This window comes from Pseudomonas sp. FP2335 (genome assembly GCF_030687535.1).
Classification (GTDB): domain Bacteria; phylum Pseudomonadota; class Gammaproteobacteria; order Pseudomonadales; family Pseudomonadaceae; genus Aquipseudomonas.
Window position 1 is genome coordinate 1,595,512 of the sequence record NZ_CP117437.1, and the last position, 18,646, is coordinate 1,614,157.

The 18,646-nt window shown below is 62.0% G+C and carries 19 protein-coding genes; 10 read left to right on the forward strand and 9 right to left on the reverse strand.

Annotated elements, in window-relative coordinates:
• Positions 1-245: 245 nt before the first annotated feature.
• The 4 genes from PSH81_RS07005 to PSH81_RS07020 all read right to left on the reverse strand — a co-directional run bounded on the left by PSH81_RS07005 (position 246) and on the right by PSH81_RS07020 (position 5,630).
• Positions 246-2,819 carry a TonB-dependent receptor gene (locus PSH81_RS07005; RefSeq protein WP_305392227.1) on the reverse strand — a complete coding sequence of 858 codons (2,574 nt, stop codon included), beginning with the start codon at positions 2,817-2,819 and terminating at the stop codon, positions 246-248.
• Positions 2,820-2,936: 117 nt separating this feature from the next.
• Complete coding sequence (locus tag PSH81_RS07010) at positions 2,937-3,905, reverse strand: FecR domain-containing protein (RefSeq protein WP_305392228.1); 969 nt, start codon at positions 3,903-3,905, stop codon at positions 2,937-2,939.
• A complete protein-coding gene (locus PSH81_RS07015) occupies positions 3,902-4,441 on the reverse strand; it encodes an RNA polymerase sigma factor (RefSeq protein WP_305392229.1) in 540 nt (179 codons plus the stop codon). The genes PSH81_RS07010 and PSH81_RS07015 overlap by 4 nt, the downstream gene beginning before the upstream one ends.
• A 172-nt stretch (positions 4,442-4,613) precedes the next feature.
• Positions 4,614-5,630 carry a DUF4917 family protein gene (locus PSH81_RS07020; RefSeq protein ID WP_192299250.1) on the reverse strand — a complete coding sequence of 339 codons (1,017 nt, stop codon included), beginning with the start codon at positions 5,628-5,630 and terminating at the stop codon, positions 4,614-4,616.
• 123 nt (positions 5,631-5,753) lie between these two features.
• On the opposite strand from PSH81_RS07020, the gene yiaY reads away from it, so the two are divergent.
• From yiaY to PSH81_RS07050, 6 genes are all read left to right on the forward strand, one after another.
• Positions 5,754-6,902: an L-threonine dehydrogenase gene (yiaY, locus tag PSH81_RS07025; protein WP_192299249.1), complete on the forward strand. Its 1,149-nt coding sequence runs from the start codon at positions 5,754-5,756 to the stop codon at positions 6,900-6,902.
• A 91-nt stretch (positions 6,903-6,993) separates the two neighbouring features.
• Complete coding sequence (locus PSH81_RS07030; RefSeq protein ID WP_226455250.1) at positions 6,994-7,668, forward strand: NAD(P)H-binding protein; 675 nt, start codon at positions 6,994-6,996, stop codon at positions 7,666-7,668.
• Complete coding sequence (locus tag PSH81_RS07035) at positions 7,668-8,588, forward strand: LysR family transcriptional regulator (RefSeq protein ID WP_226455251.1); 921 nt, start codon at positions 7,668-7,670, stop codon at positions 8,586-8,588. Before PSH81_RS07030 ends, PSH81_RS07035 begins: the two co-directional genes overlap by 1 nt.
• A gap of 111 nt (positions 8,589-8,699) precedes the next feature.
• Positions 8,700-9,893: a CaiB/BaiF CoA-transferase family protein gene (locus PSH81_RS07040; RefSeq protein ID WP_226455252.1), complete on the forward strand. Its 1,194-nt coding sequence runs from the start codon at positions 8,700-8,702 to the stop codon at positions 9,891-9,893.
• Entirely contained in the window at positions 9,890-10,831 is a 942-nt protein-coding gene (locus tag PSH81_RS07045) for a hydroxymethylglutaryl-CoA lyase (protein WP_226455253.1), read from the forward strand. The genes PSH81_RS07040 and PSH81_RS07045 overlap by 4 nt, the downstream gene beginning before the upstream one ends.
• 59 nt (positions 10,832-10,890) lie before the next feature.
• The gene (locus tag PSH81_RS07050) at positions 10,891-12,219 is read left to right on the forward strand and encodes an MFS transporter (protein ID WP_305392230.1); all 1,329 of its coding nucleotides are present in this window, start codon (positions 10,891-10,893) and stop codon (positions 12,217-12,219) included.
• Positions 12,220-12,226: 7 nt separating this feature from the next.
• Here the strand turns inward: PSH81_RS07050 and PSH81_RS07055 are convergent, their stop codons facing one another.
• On the reverse strand, positions 12,227-12,712 hold the full coding sequence (locus PSH81_RS07055; RefSeq protein ID WP_192299243.1) for a DMT family transporter: 486 nt from the start codon (positions 12,710-12,712) through the stop codon (positions 12,227-12,229).
• A gap of 68 nt (positions 12,713-12,780) precedes the next feature.
• Between PSH81_RS07055 and PSH81_RS07060 the strand changes: the two genes are divergently transcribed.
• The 3 genes from PSH81_RS07060 (at position 12,781) to PSH81_RS07070 (ending at position 15,065) form a co-directional block, all read left to right on the forward strand.
• Positions 12,781-13,755 (forward strand): LysR family transcriptional regulator, encoded by a 975-nt coding sequence (locus PSH81_RS07060; RefSeq protein ID WP_226455255.1) that lies wholly within the window; start codon positions 12,781-12,783, stop codon positions 13,753-13,755.
• Positions 13,756-13,776: 21 nt separating this feature from the next.
• Positions 13,777-14,418, forward strand: coding sequence for a LysE family translocator (locus PSH81_RS07065; RefSeq protein ID WP_226455256.1), 642 nt, complete (start codon positions 13,777-13,779; stop codon positions 14,416-14,418).
• Positions 14,419-14,537: 119 nt separating this feature from the next.
• Positions 14,538-15,065 (forward strand): DUF4142 domain-containing protein, encoded by a 528-nt coding sequence (locus PSH81_RS07070; RefSeq protein WP_305392231.1) that lies wholly within the window; start codon positions 14,538-14,540, stop codon positions 15,063-15,065.
• Between the two features lie 62 nt (positions 15,066-15,127).
• Here PSH81_RS07070 and PSH81_RS07075 read toward each other — a convergent pair whose 3' ends face one another.
• The 4 genes from PSH81_RS07075 to PSH81_RS07090 all read right to left on the reverse strand — a co-directional run bounded on the left by PSH81_RS07075 (position 15,128) and on the right by PSH81_RS07090 (position 17,129).
• Complete coding sequence (locus PSH81_RS07075) at positions 15,128-15,628, reverse strand: methylated-DNA--[protein]-cysteine S-methyltransferase (RefSeq protein ID WP_192299239.1); 501 nt, start codon at positions 15,626-15,628, stop codon at positions 15,128-15,130.
• 92 nt (positions 15,629-15,720) lie between these two features.
• Positions 15,721-16,053, reverse strand: a complete 333-nt coding sequence (locus tag PSH81_RS07080; protein WP_226455257.1) for a hypothetical protein — start codon at positions 16,051-16,053, stop codon at positions 15,721-15,723.
• A gap of 55 nt (positions 16,054-16,108) precedes the next feature.
• Complete coding sequence (locus PSH81_RS07085; protein ID WP_305392232.1) at positions 16,109-16,258, reverse strand: hypothetical protein; 150 nt, start codon at positions 16,256-16,258, stop codon at positions 16,109-16,111.
• A complete protein-coding gene (locus tag PSH81_RS07090) occupies positions 16,236-17,129 on the reverse strand; it encodes a LysR family transcriptional regulator (protein ID WP_305392233.1) in 894 nt (297 codons plus the stop codon). The genes PSH81_RS07085 and PSH81_RS07090 overlap by 23 nt, the downstream gene beginning before the upstream one ends.
• Before the next feature lie 156 nt (positions 17,130-17,285).
• On the opposite strand from PSH81_RS07090, the gene PSH81_RS07095 reads away from it, so the two are divergent.
• Positions 17,286-18,479, forward strand: a complete 1,194-nt coding sequence (locus tag PSH81_RS07095) for an MFS transporter (RefSeq protein ID WP_305392234.1) — start codon at positions 17,286-17,288, stop codon at positions 18,477-18,479.
• The last annotated feature ends 167 nt before the right edge of the window (positions 18,480-18,646 follow it).

Here is an 18,646-nt window from a genome sequence, read left to right on the forward strand (position 1 = left end):
GGAGTGGGACCGAAATCGATAGGGCTTCAAGGGAAGCCCATCTAGCCACAACCCCCGCCGATCAAGGGCCTACAGCTGGGTGCGGATTTATCCGTACAGTTGCATGCTGGAGGAACCGGGTGTGTGTAGGGAGCTGGGCTTGCCCGCGATGCAGGCACCTCGGTATGCCTGTTGCACCGAGGTGATGCTATCGCAGGCAAGCCAGCTCCCACAAAAGCCAGCTCCCACTCGACCGGCTCGCTCGGTTAGAAGAACCGCGTAACGCTGATCTTCGCGTTGCGCCCTTCGCTGTAGGCGCGGTCGCCGCTGAGTGCCGGGCGGTAGTTGTTGTTGAGCAGGTTATCGACGGTGAAGTTGACCTCGGTGCCTTTCAGGCCGGCTTGCTGCGGCTTCCAGTTGGCGAACAGGCCCATGCTGGCGTAGTCGTCGTTGGCGTATTGGTCGTAGAACGTGTCGCCCACGCTGCTGTTGAAGCCGCTGGAGTATTTGTCGCTGGGCAGGCGGTCGGTCTTGCGCACGAACTGCGCGGTCCAGCCGACCTGCGCGTTCCACGCCGGGATCTTGTTGCCCATCATCAGCACCCATTTGGCCGGTGGAATATCTCGCGCGTACACGTGGGTGCTGGTGGCCCACGGGTTGGTGTAGGGGTTGTCGCGTTTGCCGGTAGCCCAGGAGTAGGTCACCGAGCCGAACACGTAAGTCGAGTCGTAATAGGCTTCCAGCTCGAAGCCCTTGATGGTCATGCCACCGACGTTGCGGTAGTTGGTCTTGGCCGCCATGTCGGCGCTGGTGCAGACGTTGTCGATGGTGCCGGACACGCTGTTTTGCCGGTCGCAGCCGATGCCCGTGGCCTTGAAGATTTCGTCTTCGATGCGGTTATGGAACAGCGTGGTGCGCAGTTGCAGGTTGTCGCCATGGCCGATGAGGTTGGAGAAGTTGGTGACGTTACCCGCCGTGATCGCCGTGATGCGCTCCGGCTTGAGGTTGAGGCTGGTGGACGTGCGGCTGCCGAGGCCTTGCACTTCGTATTGTTCGTCGATCACCGGGGCGCGCCAGGTTTTGTTCCAGCTGGCGAACATCGCCACATCCGGGGTGATGGCCCAGTAGGCGGCCAGGCGCGGCGACCAACCGGTGTAGGTTTTGTCGCTGTAGTCGTGGCCGATGCTGGGATCGGGGTTGCTGTAGTAAGGCGCGTCGTTGGCTTCGCCGCGGTTGCGCACATGGTCATAGCGCAGGGACGGGGTGATGGTCACGTCGCCGATCGTCACCGCGTCCTGCACGTAGAACGAATGGGTGTCGACTTTGCCGTGGGGCATGAAGTACGGCTGGAAATGCCCGTAGTTGTACTTGGCGGTGTTGTAGGTGGCGCCCGGCATCCAGCTTTCGGTTTCACGCTTGTGCTTGCGGATCTGCACCCCGGTGGTCAGCGCGTGTTCCAGCGGCCCGGTGTTGAACAGGCTGGTGTTGCGCAACTCCAGGATCTTGTCGCCATAGGCCGTGTCCATCTTGCGCCCGCCGGTGGCCAGGCTGAACGAGGCGTCCTCGTTGCGCTCGTCGGTCTGGTCTGTGCGGGACACCGAGTAGCTGAGCTTCAAGTCGATCAGCGGGTTGTCCAGCGGCTGGTAGACGTACTTGCCGGAGTAGGTGGTGTCGACGGTGGTGCGGTTGGCCAGGAAGCGCTTTAGTGCGCCCTCGTAGCCATAGCGGTCGATGGCCGATTGCAGCGGCGGTGTGGGATAGCTTTTGGCCGAGAACGGCGTCCAGCGCTCGCTGCTCGCGCGCGAGTACGACAACCCCATGCTGTGTTCATCGGTGAAGTGCGCGTTGACCTTGAACAGCTTGCCGTCCACATCCTGGGCGCTGTTGGGCAGGCGCTTGGGGTTGATCGGGAACTTGTTGTCGGGATCGGGCGGGGTGCCGGCCAGTTTCATGTCGCCGCCGTCGCGCTGGGTCAGGTAGGCGAGCGCATCGAAGCGGCCGTCGTCGGTGCGGCCGTAGACGGCTGAGCTATAGACCTGCTCGTGGTCGTTGCTGGCGTAGCCGTACTTGAGCATGGCGCCGGCGTTGCGGCCGTCTTCCAGCAGGTCGGGGGCGTCTTTGGTTTCCATGATGATCGAGCCGCCAAAGCCGCCGTTGCCGGTGAAGGCCGAGTAGGGGCCTTTCTCCACTTCGACGCTCTTGATCAGCTCGGGCTCGATAAACACCGTGCCTTGCTGGTAGCGCTCAAAACCGCTCTTGGTCGCGCCATCCACCGACATCGGTACGTCTTCGGCCTCGCCGAAGCCACGGATGTTGATGGTCTGCCCGCCCGGCTTGGACGAGCCGCCCATGAACACGCCTGGCAGGGTCTGCAACAGCGATGGGATGTTGTTGGGCTGGTAGCGGTCGATGTCGGCCTGGCGCAGGGTTGAGCGGCCGACGGTGGTGGAGTCGACCTTGTTGCCGGTGCCGATCACGCTCAGGGCATCCAGTTGCACGGCGCCGCTGTTGGTGGTCTTGGGGTCTTCGGGCTTGACCACGTAGGTGCTGCCGACCCTGATCAGGGTAAATTCACCGTTCTTGAGCAGGGTGCGAATGGCCACTTCCGGGGTGAAGTCGCCGTCGAGCGCTGGCGCCTGCACGTTCTTGAGCAGCGTTTCATCGAACAGCAGCTGGATTTTAGCCTGCTGCGCCACTTGGCTCAGAGACGTGGCCAGCGCCTGGGCGGGCAGTTGCAGCTTGAGCGAATCCGCCTGGGCGCTGAGGCTGAACGCCAGGCAACTGGCGATGAGGGTCGGTCGAAGAAACAGGTGCGAAGCGTGGCAAGGCGCGCGAAACATGAAATCCCCCGGTGCGGCTAACTAGCCAAAAGGTGTACGTATCAAATGCAGACCGGAGGGAGACGGGGCAGGTAAATAAATCCACACCTGCGAATGCAAAATATTCTCAAATAGATATTATTTGCTTGCTTCGATCCTGATGATGCCATCGGCTGAGGTCACGGTTTTTACCGGCAGCAGGGCGGGGAGGGCGCTGAGCAGGGCGTCCGGATCGTTTACGTCGAGGTTGCCCGAGACCTTCAGTTGCGCCACGGCATGGCTGACCTGCATCGGGGCTTGCGGGCGGTAAAGGCCCAGTTCGTCGATCAGGCTGGCCAGCTCGCGATTGCGAAATGCCAGGTGCCCGCTGCGCCAGTCGGCGACTTCTTCGCCGGTGAGGCTTTGCTGCTGCAGGGTGCCCTTGGCGTAGTTGAAGGTGGCGCGTTGTTGGGCTCCGAGCAGTGCGACGGGGCTTTTGGCATCGGGTGCGAAGGCGACCTGGCCATGGGCGACGCTGACCACCAGTTGCTGCTGGCTGCGGCGCACGTCAAAACCGGTGCCAACCACCCGTACATTCGCTGCGCCGGCTTGTACGAACAGTGGGCGTTCCTTGTCAGGCGCGACCTCTATGTACAACTGGCCCTTGTCCAGGTGAAGAATGCGCTGGTAGGCGCTGAAATCCACGCGCACGCGGGTGTTGGCGTTTACATACAAGGTGCTGCCATCGGGCAGGTTCAAGGTGCGCATGCCCTTGGCGTGGGCGGCAACCTGGGTGTGAAAAAGCTCGCGTGGCGTGTCGATCCTGTTGGCCAGCACGGCGCAGACCAACGCGGCGGCCACCGCCAGAGCCGGGCGCCACATCGGCGCTTTGCGCTTGGGCAGCGCCACGGGTTTGTTCAGTTGCTGCAATTGGGCCAGGTCGGCCCACAGTTGCTCGAACTCGGCATAGGCGCGGGCATGCGCAGGCTCGGCCTGCCAGGCGGCAAAGGCCTTGCGCTCGGTACGGTCGGGGTCGTTGCGGTTGCGGGTAAACCAACTGGCGGCTTGGGCGTCGATAGAGTCGATCTCTTCGATGTCCATTGCGTCTGTGTCGCTCAGGCGGTTCATTCTGGCTGCTCCGTGCCGGGTTCGTGTTGAAGGCGTCGCTTGCAATGCAGCAGGGCGAAGGCGATGTGTTTTTCCACCATGCTGGTGGAAATCCCCATGCGTTCGGCGATCTGCGCCTGGCTCAGGCCTTCGAAGCGGTGCAGCATAAGGGCTTCTCGGCGGCGGGGCGAGAGCTCGGCGAGGACTTCTTTCAACTGTTCCAGGCGTTGCAAGCGCTGCACGGCGGCCATGGGCTCGTTGTGCTCGTCGGTGACCGGCTCGGCATCCCGTTCGGCCTGATCGCTGTGGACGGTATGGCGCACCTTCTGTTTGCGCCAGTGATCACGCAGCAGGTTGCGTGCCATCTGGAACAGAAACGCCCGCGGCTGCTCGACCTTGGCGCGGTCGCGGTAGTCCAGCCATTGGGTGAAGACGTCCTGGGTCATGTCCGCAGCGTCGCTGGCGTTGTCCGTGCGTTTGCGCAGGAAATACAGAATATCTGTATAGAACCCGCGAAAGGCATCGGCCGACAGCGGGTCGGGCTTGGGGCGAGACATGAATATCCTTCTTGACGAAGCGCGACGTAGGAAAGTCGCGAATGGTATCGAGAACCATTGCTATTTGTCTCTAAAAAAGTGGGAGAGGCCTTGCCCTCGATGACCCTGGTTCAGCCAACGCATGCAGTGGCTGACACTCCGGCATCGGGGCCACGCCCCTCCCACATTTTTCTCAGCGTTCGACGGGCACGGACAGCGCAGGATTGCCCAACGCATGGGTACGCGCGGCAAAGAACCTCAGTTCCACATCGGTTCCCTCGAACAGCTGCGAATACCGCCGCTTCTGCTGACGAATAAACCCATCACTGCGTCCCGACACCGAAATCGCCAAGGTGGTCAATCCCGCCTGGCGAATCGCATCCACCAAGTGTTTGTCCTGTGCCCCCAATTCGTGGCCGAAGATGCACAACGCCCCTTCATGGGTCAGCAATTGCTCATAGCAGAACGACAGGTAATCCGAACTGCGGATGGTCTTGAGCTTCTCTTCAACCTTGCCCTCGCTGACAAACAGTGGCACATCGTCGAGGGTCTTGATCGTGTTGTTGATCGCAAAACTGCTGAGCAAGGTGCTGTCGGTGGTCGGCAGCTTGCGTGCGGTGCCGTCGAGGTTGCGCACCAGGTGCAGACCGCCGTGCAGGTAGAGGATGCGCGTGGCGTCGGTGCGGGTGTTGCGCAGGTCGAAGCTGGCGTCGGCGCTGCGGAACAGGTCGTCAATGCCCGGCGCGTGCAGGATCGCCCAGTAGTTGAGCAAGTCGTAGTTGCTCGTGAATACCGTGGAGTAGCTTGCCAGTTCGCGGTTGATCGTCGCCAATGTCGACGGTTGCACCAGACGCCACGGGATATGCACGGCGTGGATGGTATTGATCAGCGCTTCCTTGATCGCGTAGTAGCGATTGCGCGGCGCCGCCGAGCTGACTGCCAGCGCCTTGTTGACCCGGCTGGTGGTTTTCAGGGCACCCAGGGCTTGCTCGAAACTGCGGGTTTGCAGGGCATCGAACACGCTGAGCTCGGATTGGCTCAGGGGCTTTTCTTCGACGGTGCGGGCGTTTTCGAACAGCGAGTCGTAGGCAAAGTCTTCCCAAATCGTACGGCTGGCGCCGTTGCCGATCAGAATGCCGCTGAAGTCGATCGCGCTGCGCAGGGCGCTCCAGTCTTCAAGGTGGGCGTCAATATCCTGGAAATCCTTCATTGCGGCGGGTCTACTCGAAATCGGCTGGGCGGTGACTTTATCACGAGCGGGCGTTGATCCTGATCAAGATGCGCTGCGCGCCACGGGTTGATTCTGTAGGCATAAAGCCTCTGAGGATTCGCCATGAGCAGCACCTTCTTTATTCCCGCCGTCAACATCATGGGCACTGATTGCCTCGACGAAGCCATGACTGCCATTCGCAACTACGGCTTTCGCAAGGCGCTGATCGTCACCGACGCCGGCTTGGCCAAGGCGGGCGTGGCCCACATGATCGCCGAGAAACTGGCGATGCAGGACATCGACTCGGTGATCTACGACGGCGCCAAACCCAACCCCAACGTGGAAAACGTCGAGAACGGCCTGGCGCTCTTGCAGGCGAGCGCCTGCGATTTTGTGGTGTCCCTGGGCGGCGGTTCGCCGCACGACTGCGCCAAGGGCATCGCCCTGTGCGCCACCAATGGCGGGCATATCGGCGACTACGAGGGGGTCGACCAATCGAGCAAGCCGCAACTGCCGCTGGTGGCCATCAACACCACCGCCGGCACCGCCAGCGAGATGACCCGTTTCTGCATCATTACCGACGAAACCCGCCACGTGAAAATGGCCATCGTCGACCGTAACGTCACGCCGCTGCTGTCGGTCAACGACCCGGCATTGATGGTCGGCATGCCCAAGGGCCTCACCGCCGCCACCGGCATGGACGCCTTGACCCACGCCATCGAAGCCTACGTGTCCACTGCCGCCACGCCGATCACTGATGCTTGCGCGATCAAGGCCATCGAACTGATCAGTGCCAACCTGCGCCTGGCCGTGCGCGACGGCAGCGACAAGGCCGCGCGGGAAAACATGGCGTATGCGCAGTTCCTCGCCGGCATGGCGTTCAACAACGCGTCGCTGGGCTTTGTACACGCCATGGCCCACCAACTGGGCGGCTTGTACGATTTGCCCCACGGCGTGTGCAACGCTGTCCTACTGCCCCATGTGCAGAGCTTCAACGCCAGCGTCAGCGCCAAACGCTTGTGCGACGTGGGCCGCGCCCTGGGCGCCGACGTCAAGGGCATCACCGTGGAAGAGGGCGCCCAGGCGGCCATCGCGGCGATTCGCAGTTTGTCCCAGGACGTCGACATCCCCGCTGGCCTGCGTGAACTGGGCGCCAAGTTGCAGGACATCCCGCTGCTCGCCACCAACGCCTTGAAGGATGCGTGCGGGCTGACCAACCCACGGCGCGCGGATCAAAGGCAGATAGAAGAGATCTTTCGCAGCGCTTTCTAGCGGGGCAGTGACGAGCCGCAAGCGTTAAGCTACAAGTGAAATCGCATTCAACTTGAAGCTTGAGCTTGCGGCTTGCCGCTGAGGTCCCCCTATGAGAGTTCTGTTATTCGGCGCCACCGGCATGGTCGGCCAAGGTGTTCTACGTGAATGCCTGCTGGCCGCTGACGTGCAGGAAGTGGTCGCGGTTGGCCGCACGCCCCTGACCCAGGAACACGGCAAGCTGCATCAGGTGTTGCACAGCGACATGCTGGATTTCCAACCCCTGGAAAACCTGCTGCAAGGTTTTGATGCGTGCTTCTTCTGCCTCGGCGTTTCGTCGGCGGGCATGAGTGAACCCCGGTACACCCACCTCACCTACGACCTGACGTTGGTCGCGGCCAGCACGTTGGCGCGGCTCAATCCGCAGATGACGTTTATCTATGTGTCCGGCGCCGGTACGGACAGTTCCGAGGCGGGTAAGTCGATGTGGGCGCGGGTCAAGGGCAAGACCGAGAATGCCTTGCTGCGCTTGCCGTTCAAGGCGGTGTATCTGTTCCGGCCAGGGGTGATCCAGCCGCTGCACGGGGTGCGGTCGAAGACGCCGTTGTACCAAGGGTTTTATGCCGTGCTCGGGCCGTTGCTGTCGCTTGTACGCCAGGTCAAGCCAAGTTGGGTTGTCAGCACCGAGACTGTTGGCCGGGCGATGTTGCAGGCGGCGAGCCAGGGCGCGCCACAACCGGTGGTGGAGCAGGCCGAGATCAATCGACTGGCCGGCGAGCGCCGCTGATGTTGCACAAGAGCCTGGTGCGCCGCCTGGATTTGATCACCTTGCAACTGTTTGTCGCGGTGTTTGAAGAGGGCACGCTGACCCGTGCCGCTTCGCGCGAAGCCATTGCGGTGTCGGCTGCCAGCAAGCGGCTGATGGAGTTGGAGCAGGTGCTGGGCGTCAGCCTGTTTGTGCGGCGGGCCAAGGGCATGGACCTGACGGCCGCCGGTGAAACCCTGTTGCACCATGCACGGCAGATGCTGTTCAACGTCGAGAAAATGGGCCTGGAACTCGGCGAACACAGCCATGGTGTGCGCGGCTATGTGCGGATGCTGGCCAATCTCTCGGCGATCATTGAGTTCCTTCCCGAAGACCTGCGGGATTTTTCCGCACTGCACCCTCAGGTCAAAACCGACCTGGAGGAGCGCCCCAGCAACGGCGTGGTCCAGGGTGTGCTGGATGGCGTGGCGGACCTGGGCATCTGCTCCAGCGACACCGACATCAAAGGCCTGCCCAGCGTGATTTATCGCCTCGACAAACTGGTGGTGCTGATGCCCGCGGATCACGCCTTGGCAGCCCGCGATAGCCTGGCCTTCGCCGAAACCCTGGACAGCGACTATGTCGGCCTGCACGCCGCCAGCTCGATCAATATGCGTACCCACGCCGCCGCACGGGAGGCGGGCAAGATGCTGCGCCTGCGTATTCATGTGCCGGGGTTTGATGCGATGTGCCGGATGGTCCAGGCGAACATGGGCATCGGCATTCTGCCGCGCAAGGCGTACGAATTGTTCGGCCGCGCCCTGGGTTTGCATGCCGTGCCGCTGACGGATGCCTGGTCGGATCGCAGCCTGATCCTGGTGGTACGTGATGAGGCGCAACTGTCGCCAGTGAGTCGTTTGCTCTTTGATTACCTGAGCAATACGTCTGAGTCCTACAGATAATTCTTCGATCGTTCGCCTTTCGCGAACGCTACTTGCCAACTGACGGTTGGATTTCTCCTGTATTGGCCCTCTAGTCTTGGCGCCATATTCCAAGAATAAGAGGTCCACACCATGACGGGTCCCCTGAGCGGTATCAAGGTGATCGAGATCGGCACGCTGATTGCCGCGCCGTTCGCCGCCCGGCTGATGGCCGAGTTTGGCGCCGAGGTGATCAAGATCGAAGCCATTGGCCAGGGCGATCCACTTCGCAAATGGCGAAAGCTGCATGAAGGTACGTCGCTGTGGTGGTACCTGCAATCGCGCAACAAGAAGTCCCTGGCGTTGGACCTCAAGTCCGGCGAAGGCCTGGACCTGATCAAGCAACTGCTCGGCGATGCCGACGTGCTGATCGAAAACCTGCGTCCCGGTGGCCTGGAAAAACTCGGCCTGGGCTGGGACGTGTTGCACGCCCTCAACCCCAAGCTGACCCTGGTGCGCATCTCTGGCTATGGCCAGACCGGCCCGTATCGCGACCGTCCTGGCTTCGGTGCCATTGGCGAGGCCATGGGCGGTATCCGCTACACCACCGGCAACCCGGACTCGCCTCCGGCGCGGGTCGGGGTGAGCCTGGGGGATTCCCTCGCGTCCCTGCACGGTGTGATCGGCGCGCTGATGTCGCTGTTGCGGGTCAAGACCGGGCAGGGCGATGGGCAGATCGTCGATGTGTCGCTGGCCGAAAGCGTGTTCAATCTGATGGAAAGCCTGGTGCCCGAATACGACATGCTCGGCCATGTGCGTGAACGCAGCGGCGGCGCCTTGCCCGGCATCGCGCCGTCCAACACCTACCTGACCGCCGATGGCGCCTACGTGGTGATTGCCGGCAACAGCGACCCGATCTACAAGCGCCTGATGAGCGCCATCGGTCGCGCCGACCTGGGCGAAGCGCCGGAGTTCGCCCATAACGATGGCCGCGCCGCCAAGAGCGGGCTGCTCGATGCGGCGATCACCCACTGGACCAGCAGCCTGCCCATCGACCAGGTACTCAGCGCGCTGGAAGCCGCCGAAGTGCCGGCCGGACGCATCTATTCCGTGGCGGACATCGTCAGCGATCCGCACTATCAGGCGCGGGACATGTTGCTCAGCGCCGAGCTGCCCGGCGGCGTGTCGGTGAAGATGCCCGGCATCGTGCCCAAGCTCTCGCAAACGCCTGGCGGGGTGAACTGGTCGGGTCCGGCCCTGGGCCAACATACGGATGACATTCTTGGCAGCCTGGGTCTTACCGGCGCCGATATTCAACGCCTGAAAACGTCCGGAGTGGTGCAATGATTCACGACTATTCAGACCCGCTGATCGTGCAGGAAGTCTCCCCGCGGGACGGCCTGCAAATCGAGCCGACCTGGGTCGAGACCGCCGACAAGATCGCCCTGATCGACCAGCTTTCACTGGCCGGTTTTTCGCGGATCGAAGCCGGTTCGTTCGTGTCACCGAAGGCCATTCCCGCATTGCGCGATGGCGAGCAGGTGTTCCAGGGCATCCAGCGCAAGGCCGGTGTGATCTACGTGGCGTTGATCCCCAACCTCAAGGGCGCCCAACGCGCCATCGAGTCCCGCGCCGATGAGTTGAATCTGGTGATGTCTGCCAGCCAGACCCATAACCTGGCCAATATGCGCATGCGATGCGAGGCGTCGTTGGCGGCGTTCGGCGATATTGTCAGCTTTGCCGCCGACCATCCCGTGCGCCTCAACGCCAGTATCGCCACCACCTTTGGTTGCCCGTTCGAAGGAGCGATCGATGAGGATCGCGTGCTGCAGATTGTCGATGCTTATCGCGAGCTGGGCATTCAGGGCATCAGCCTTGCCGATACCACCGGAATGGCCAACCCGCGTCAGGTCGAGCGCCTGGTCAAGCGTGTGCTGGAGCGTGTGCCCGCCAATGACCTGACCCTGCATTTCCACAACACCCGCGGCCTGGGGTTGTGCAACGTGCTGGCGGCCTACGAGGCTGGGGCCCGGCGGTTTGACGCGGCCCTCGGCGGCCTTGGCGGCTGCCCGTTTGCGCCGGGGGCGTCGGGCAATATCTGCACCGAAGACCTGGTCAACCTGTGCGAAGAAGTGGGCATTCACACCGGGATCGACTTGCCGCACCTGCTGCACCTGTCCCGCCAATTGCCGGCCTTGCTGGGGCACGAACTGCCCGGCCAGGTGGCCAAGGCCGGGCGCAATTGCGACCTGCATCCACCACCGGCGTACATCGCCACGCTGTAACCCCGCACCAGACAACAAAAACAATCGGGCGCCCGTGAGCAGCCCGCTGGAGAGAAAACATGAGCACTAATCCGTTAGAGGCCGGCGCGCGCCCGGCAGGTGAAGTCGATCCGATCAAAGCCGTGGTCAACAAGGTCGCCTGGCGTCTGATGCCATTGATCATGGTCTGCTACCTGTTCGCCTTTTTTGACCGTATCAACATCAGCTTCGCCAAGTTCCAGCTGCAGGCCGACCTTGGCCTGAGCAACACCGCATACGGCTTGGGGGCTGGGCTGTTTGTGGTTGGCTATGTGATTTTCGAAGTGCCGAGCAACATGATGCTCTACAAGGTCGGGGCTCGTCGGTGGATCGCGCGGATCATGGTGTCCTGGGGGCTGGCGACGGCGGCTATGGTGTTTGTCACGGCTGAGTGGCAGTTCTACGTGCTGCGCTTTCTGATTGGCGCCATGGAGGCAGGCTTTGCGCCGGGCGTGCTGTATTACCTGACGCTGTGGTTTCCCCAGGACTTCCGTGGGCGTATTACCTCGATGCTGTTCCTAGCTTCGGCGTTTGCCGGGCTGGTGGGGGCGCCGTTCTCCGGGCTGGTGCTGGAGCACATGGACGGTGTGCTGCAGATGCGCGGCTGGCACTGGCTGTTCCTGCTCGGTGGTATGCCGTGCGTGGTCTTGGCGTGGATGGTGCTGACGCAGTTCAAGGACCGTATTGAAGATGCGCCGTGGCTCAGCGCCGAAGAAAAAACCTTGCTCTCCAGCCGCATCGCCGTGCATGAGGTCCACAAGAAGGGCTCGCTGCTCCAGGCCTTGCGAATTCCCGGTTTCCTGATGCTGGGGCTGATCTACTTCCTGATCCAGGTAGCGTCCTACGGCCTTAACTTCTGGGCGCCGCAATTGATCCGCAGCACCGGTATCGAAAGCTCGGTGGTGATCGGCTTGCTGACCGCCATCCCCTATATCTGTGGTGCGATCACCATGGTGCTGGTAGGACGCTGGTCGGATGCCACCGGTGAACGCCGCAAGTTTGTCAGTGGGTTGGTGGTATTGGGCGCGGTAGGGTTTTTCTGTGCCGGTATCTTTGACGACCACACCACGTTCCTGATCGTGGCGCTGGGCCTGTTGGGTGCGGGGATCATCGCTGCCATCCCGACCTTCTGGACCTTGCCGCCCAAACTGCTGGCCGGCGCGGGTGCCGGTGCGGCGGGCGGGATTGCCTTGATCAACACCCTGGGACAACTGGGCGGTATTGTCAGCCCGGTGATGGTTGGGCGGATCAAGGACATCAGCGGCAGCACCACCCCGGCGCTCTACGTGATTGGTGTGTGTGCGTTGATCGCCGCTGCGCTGTTGTTGTGGGGGCTGCCACAAAAGCTGCGTACGTCCGACAAGCGTTGACGAATTATCACGCTGCGGCCAAGGCCTTGGCTGGCGTGGCGCTAAACTGAATCAACGCCACCCCGCCAATCAACAACAACGCCCCCAGCACCCGGGGCGTTGTCAGTTGCCGCTCCGCCAGCCCAAACAGGCCAAAGTGATCGAGCAGCAACGAGGCGAGCATCTGCCCGGCCATGGCCAGTGCAATAAATCCTGACGCACCGAGCTTGGGCAACAGCATCAACGCCAGGGAAATAAAACACACGCCAAATGCGCCACCGGCCCACATCCACAACGGCGCCTTGCTGATAAAACCCAGGCTCGGCAGGGGCAAGCGCAGCGCCACAATCACCGGCAGCAACACGACAATGCTTACCAGCAGCGACGCCAGGGTGGCCCACAACGGGTGCCCGAGCCCGCGCCCGAGGTTGGCGTTGATCGCACTCTGAAACGGCACCACTGCCCCGGCGATCACTGCCAGCGCCAATAAACCCAGCCAATGCAACGTGGTCATCATGAATCTCCCAAAGGTTTTGCTGGACTCTAAGGTATTCGTCGCGCAAATTTAAATTCCAAGTTCTTATGCCGAGCATGCAGCTGATGAATGATCTGCGCCGCATCGATCTCAACCTGCTGGTGATCCTCGACGCCTTGCTCAGCGAGCAACACGTCACCCGCGCCGCCGAGCGTTTGCACCTGAGCCAGCCGGCGGTCAGTCATGCGCTGGCGCGCTTGCGCGATGTGCTCGGCGATCCGTTGCTGGTACGCCAGGGTGGCGGCTTGGTACCCACCGCGCGCGCCTTGGAGTTGGCGGCGCCACTGGCCGAAGCCTTGGCCCAGGTACAGGCGTTGCTGGCGCCCAATCAATTTGATCCGGCGTCGGCCAAGCGGCGGTTTCGCCTGGCGATGTCGGACTACAGTGCGGCGATTTTCCTACCTGATTTGGTGCGCATGCTGCGCCGTGAAGCGCCGGGTATTGACCTGCAAATTATTCAGGCCAGCCGCGAGGGCATGGTGGATGGGGTGCTTAATGGCGATCTCGACCTGGCTGCCGGGGTCTTTCCTGACATGCCGGCGGAACTGCGGACTACACCGCTGTTTGAAGAGCACTACACCTGCCTGGTGGACCGCAACAGCTTGCCGGAGGGTGGCACACTGGACCTGCCCACCTACCTCTCGCGCCCCCATGTGTTGCTGGAAATGCGAGGCAGCGGCACGCCGGAAATCGAGCGCGCATTGACGGCAATTCGTGAGCGCCGGCATGTGGCGATCAGCCTGCCGCACTGGGGCGTGGCGCCGCAGTTGATCCAGGGCACGGATCTGATTTTGACGGTGTCGTCGCGGGGCTTGCTGAACATCGATCACCGGCATTTGGTGGCCGTGGCGCCGCCGTTTCATATTCCGTCGTTCGCGTTTGAGCTGGCGTGGCATGTGCGGCGGGGTGGGGATTCGGGGTTGCAGTGGTTGCTGGGGCGGATGCGGGGTGTATTGACTGATATAGAAGTGTGTTCAGCATTGCGCTGCGAGGTAGAACATGCAGAATCTTTCCACCCTTAACCGTCCGTCAGAGTCGCGCCCATGACCCCCTCCTTGCTGCTCGCCGTCCTCGCTTCAGGTTTTATCTACGGTATCACCCCGGGCCCAGGCGTCCTCGCCGTATTCGGCATCGGCGCCGCCCGTGGCCGTCGCGCCGGGGCGGGTTTTCTGTGCGGGCACTTGTTGGGCGATGTGGTGTGGTGCAGCACGGCGCTGATCGCCATCGTTGGTGCGCGGGAGGTGGGCAGCGGTGCATTTGATGTGCTGGGCGTGCTCAGCGGCCTGTATCTGTTCTGGCTCGGCTGGCGTGCGATCCGCACCCAGCGCCGCAGCAGCGATGCACCCCAAGGCGCTGCGCGGCATCCGTTCTGGCACGGCATCCTGTTCGGCCTGACCAATCCCAAGGCGTACCCGGTGGCGGTTGCAACCTTTACGGCGTTGTTGTCCAGTCGTGCCGAGTTGCTGACGTGGTCGATGTTGCCTGCGCTGATCTTCCTCAGCTTCGTCGGTGGCGTGCTGGCCTACGCGATCCTGATTGGCGTGGTCGGCGCCCAGCGGGTGCGCACGGTGTATCAGCGGCATGAAATCCTCATCACCAGGCTTTGTGGGGTGATGTTTATCGGCTTTGCCATCAATGCGTTGGCCCATGCGCTGCCGGGTCTGTTTGCCAGTAAGCCGGCGTGACGCAATCACGACCGTTCGTCGCACTGGCAAGTTTTTTCTAAACCTTTGCCGCCCTGAAAATTCGAATTCAGGGCGGGGTGTATTCCCCCTCGCCTAATTTTGCCCTGGAGGAACCCATCATGAGCCGCATGGCTATCCGGTTACGCACCGCCAGTTTCGCGATGCTGCTGGGCCTCGGCGCCAGCAATGCTTTCGCCCAGTCGCCTGCTGAATTCATCGAGCAGGCCTCGGCCAAAGGGATGGCCGATATCGAAACCAGTCGCATGGCCCACGCCAAGACCTCGTCCCAGGAGATCAAGGATTACACCATCGAGGTGATCAACGAACGCACCCTGGCCAACCAGCACCTGGCGGCCATCGCCAAGAAGCTGGAGCTGCCTGTGGCGCCGCGGGAAAAGATCGTCGACAAAGCTGAAACCTTGATGCCCGAGCTCAAGGACGGCGACTCCTTCGACGCCGCCTACACCGCGCAACAGGTCAAGGAAAACGAAGACGCCATCGCCCTGTTCAAACAGGAAGGTGCGGCGTCGGATGTGCCGGAAATCAAGGCGCTGGTGGATGAGACGTTGCCCAAGTTGGAGGAGCGTCTGCAAAAGGCCCGTGCCCTGGCGTCGACCTACGGTAAAGGCCATCAAGGCGACGGTTGAGTGTCTGGCCGGAACTGAAAAACGGCGGTTGGAGCCTCTCCAACCGCCGTTTTTTATTCGCTCTAGAACGCCATTTCCGCCTGGCCGGTGCCTTCCAGCGCAAGCAGGTATTGCTTGGCTTGCAGGCCACCGGCGAACCCGGTCAGTTCACCCGAGGCGCCAATCACCCGATGGCACGGTGCGATGATCGAGATCGGGTTGCGCCCGTTGGCCGCGCCCACGGCGCGCACGGCCTTGGGGTTGCCGATCTGCCGGGCGATCTGGCTGTAGCTGCGGGTTTCGCCGAAGGGGATGGTCAGGAGTGCCTGCCAGACCTGTTTCTGAAAGTCGGTGCCGCTGAAGTCCAGCTCCAGGGTGAATTGACTACGGGTGCCGGCGAAATATTCCTGCAACTGGCGCTCGGTTTCCAACAGCACCGGGCTGCTGTTGGCCTCCTGCAATTGCCCCAGGCGTACGCGGTTGGCGCGCTCTTTTTCCCACAGGATTGCGCTGAGCTTGCCGTCGCGCGCCACCAGGGTGAGCTGGCCGACCGGGGAGGGCATGAGTTTGTATTCGTAGGGCATGGGTGGGCTCCTGTGGGCGAACGTCATGGCGCCACTGTAATTGTATCCGCCCGGTTGGAAACTACGTTTCTTGCGATTGAATTTTCCTGGGCCTAGAAGTTCCAGTACACCCAGTTGGCGTAGAGCGGATACCAGTAAATCCAGGAAATGGAATACAAAGCCTTAAGAAATGAGGCTGTTCCCGTCAGTAACAGTGAAATGACATTGAACGCGGTGATGATGGAGGCGAACACGGTCAAGCGTCGGTTGGCATGTTGCCTGGCCAACCGTATGCCATAAGCCGACGCGACGATCGATCCTGCCGCGATGACCGGTCCGATGAAAAACGGCAGCCTCATAAACGACAGTAGCAGCGGCAAGACCAGTACCCAGCCGACCACCTGGCGTCGTATGGCCTTTGGCGTGTGTTGCTGGGGTTCAAGCATGGGCGTGATCTCGGTGTCAGGGGGGAGGAGCTGACATCATTTAGAGATCAACTCGTCACCACAGTCGGACTTTGCTGAAGTGGCGCTGGCGGTCTTGTTGCAGAAACGTCAGCGCCGCCGCCGCCGCCGCCGCGGCTTCTTCGGCAATGATCTCGAAGCATCCTTCGTAAACATTCTGCTTGCTATCGAGCGTCTGCCACTTCACCTATCACCCTCATAAAGGCTTGGACAGATAGTTTTTTTTCTACATCACGAGTCAGCACCAACAACTGTGCACACGCATCCACTTCCACCAAAGGCCTGTACGTCACGCCCTTGTGCATCAAGCTTTGCGCGCATTGCGGCACCAACGCCACGCCTTGCCCTGCCGCCACCAGGGCAATGATCGAGGTGATCTGTCGGCCGGTCGGCCCCGCGCGCAGGGGCTGCCCATGCTCGCGGTACAGCTGTTCGATGGACTGGTTCAGTCCCGATCCATGATCCGCCGGAAACAGGATCAGCGGATAAGCACTGAGCTGCGCCAAGCTCACCTGCGCCTGGCGCGCCAACGGGCTGTCGCTGGCCAACGCGGCCACCAAGGGTTCCTGGCCCAGCGACAGAGCCTGCACTTCGCTGCTTTGCGGCAACCGGCGGCTCAAGCCAATGTCCAGGCGCCCGTCCGCCACCTGCGCGCCGAGGCTGCCGGAGGCGCATTCCACCAGGGTCAGCTGCACGTCGGGAAAGCGTTGGGCAAAGGCATGGATCACTTGGCTGAACAGGTCCGACAAGGCAATCGAACTGACATACCCCAGTGCCAGTTGCCCAGCGGTGCCTGCGGCCAGTTTGCCGGCGATCACCTGTGCCAGCTCCACCTGTTCCAGCACACCCCGCGCATAGGGCAAGAACGACCGGCCTTGAGCGGTAAGTGTCACGGTGCGGCTGGTGCGATCGAACAGTTTGAAGCCCAACTCGGCCTCCAGCGCCGAAATCTGCCGGGTCAGCGGTGGCTGGGCCAGGTGCAGGCGAATGGCGGCTCGACCGAAGTGCAATTCTTCGGCGACCGTCAGAAAGTATCGCAGCTTGCGTAGGTCGAGCATCCTGGCCCTCGGGTATTGATCGGTGTGAATTCGGTATTGGTTCAAGACCTGCCGGGCATTCTATAAAGACCTCACAACATAAAACGAGAGGTTTCATGACGTCGCGCCTGTCTTGACCGGCTGCAAGCGCCTTGAGCCTGAGCAGATTCCTACGCCATGACCGACACCGTCGTTATACCCGCTTCCCAATGCTCTGCCCGCCGTCGTTCGTTGATCGCCGGGTGCAGCGCCCATGCCGTACACGATGGCTTGACCGACGTTATCTATGTGCTGCTACCCATCTGGCAGGCGCAGTTCGCCTTGTCCTACGCGCAGATCGGGCTTCTGCGCGGCGCCTATTCCGGGATGATGGCTGTGTTCCAACTGCTGGCGAGTCGTACCGCCAAACGCTGGGGGCGCACACCATTGCTGGTGGGGGGGACTGCGCTGGCGGGTATCGCTTACTTGATGGTTGGGCAAGCCACCGGGCTGGTGCTGTTGCTGCTGGCCTTGTTATTGGGCGGCCTGGGCGCGAGTACGCAGCACCCGCTGGCGTCGTCGATGATCAGCGATGCCTATGAGGAGGGGGGTGGGATCAAGCAGGCGCTGTCTCAGTACAATTTCTCCGGGGACATCGGCAAAACCCTGATCCCCGGCTTGGTTGGCCTGCTGCTCACCGTCATCAGCTGGCGCGCCAGTGCCACCTTGTTGGGGCTATTGGGTTTGGTGGCGGCGGGACTGTTGTGGTGGCTGATTCCTACGCCGTCGCGAGCACCTGCCACCACGAAAACGGCCAGACCCTCCAGTGGAATCGGCTCCGCCAGCGGCTTGCGCGCACTGATCTGCACCGGCACCCTCGATAGCGCCGTACGCATGGGCTTTCTCACGTTCCTGCCGTTCCTGCTGCAAGCCAAAGGCGCAGGTACGGCGGGTGTCGGCCTAGCCCTGAGCCTGCTGTTTGTCGGTGGCGCGTTCGGCAAATTGCTCTGCGGTTATCTCGGAGCACGCATTGGCATGATGAAGACCGTGTGGCTGACGGAAACCACCACCGCGCTGCTGATCATGGCGGCGGTGTACCTGCCGCTGAATGGTTTGATGCTGACGTTGCCGCTGCTTGGCCTGGTGCTCAACGGCACATCTTCGGTGTTGTACGGCGCCGTGCCGGACCTGGCCGGTGCGGGCAGGCGGGAGCAGGCGTTTGCGCTGTTCTACACTGGCACGATCGGCGGCGGGGCGCTGGCGCCCGTGGTGTTTGGCAGCGTTGGGGATGCGCTGGGCGCGCCGGTGGCGGCGATGGTGTTGGCGGCAGTGTTGTTGCTGACGTTGCCGTTGGCGTGGTGGGTGGAGAGGGGGATGGTAGACGAGCGGTGATGTGATTGTTCATCTTGCGACGTTGCCTACACCCCCATCGGAACGGCGCGGGTTGTACTCGCTGTGTGAGCTATTTATGGTTTTCCAACGGCGGCATCGTCAGCCTCGGCGTTCGACGGCAGCTGTGCGCGGTATCACTCGAGTGCGCCGGTATCCCGAAAGCTACC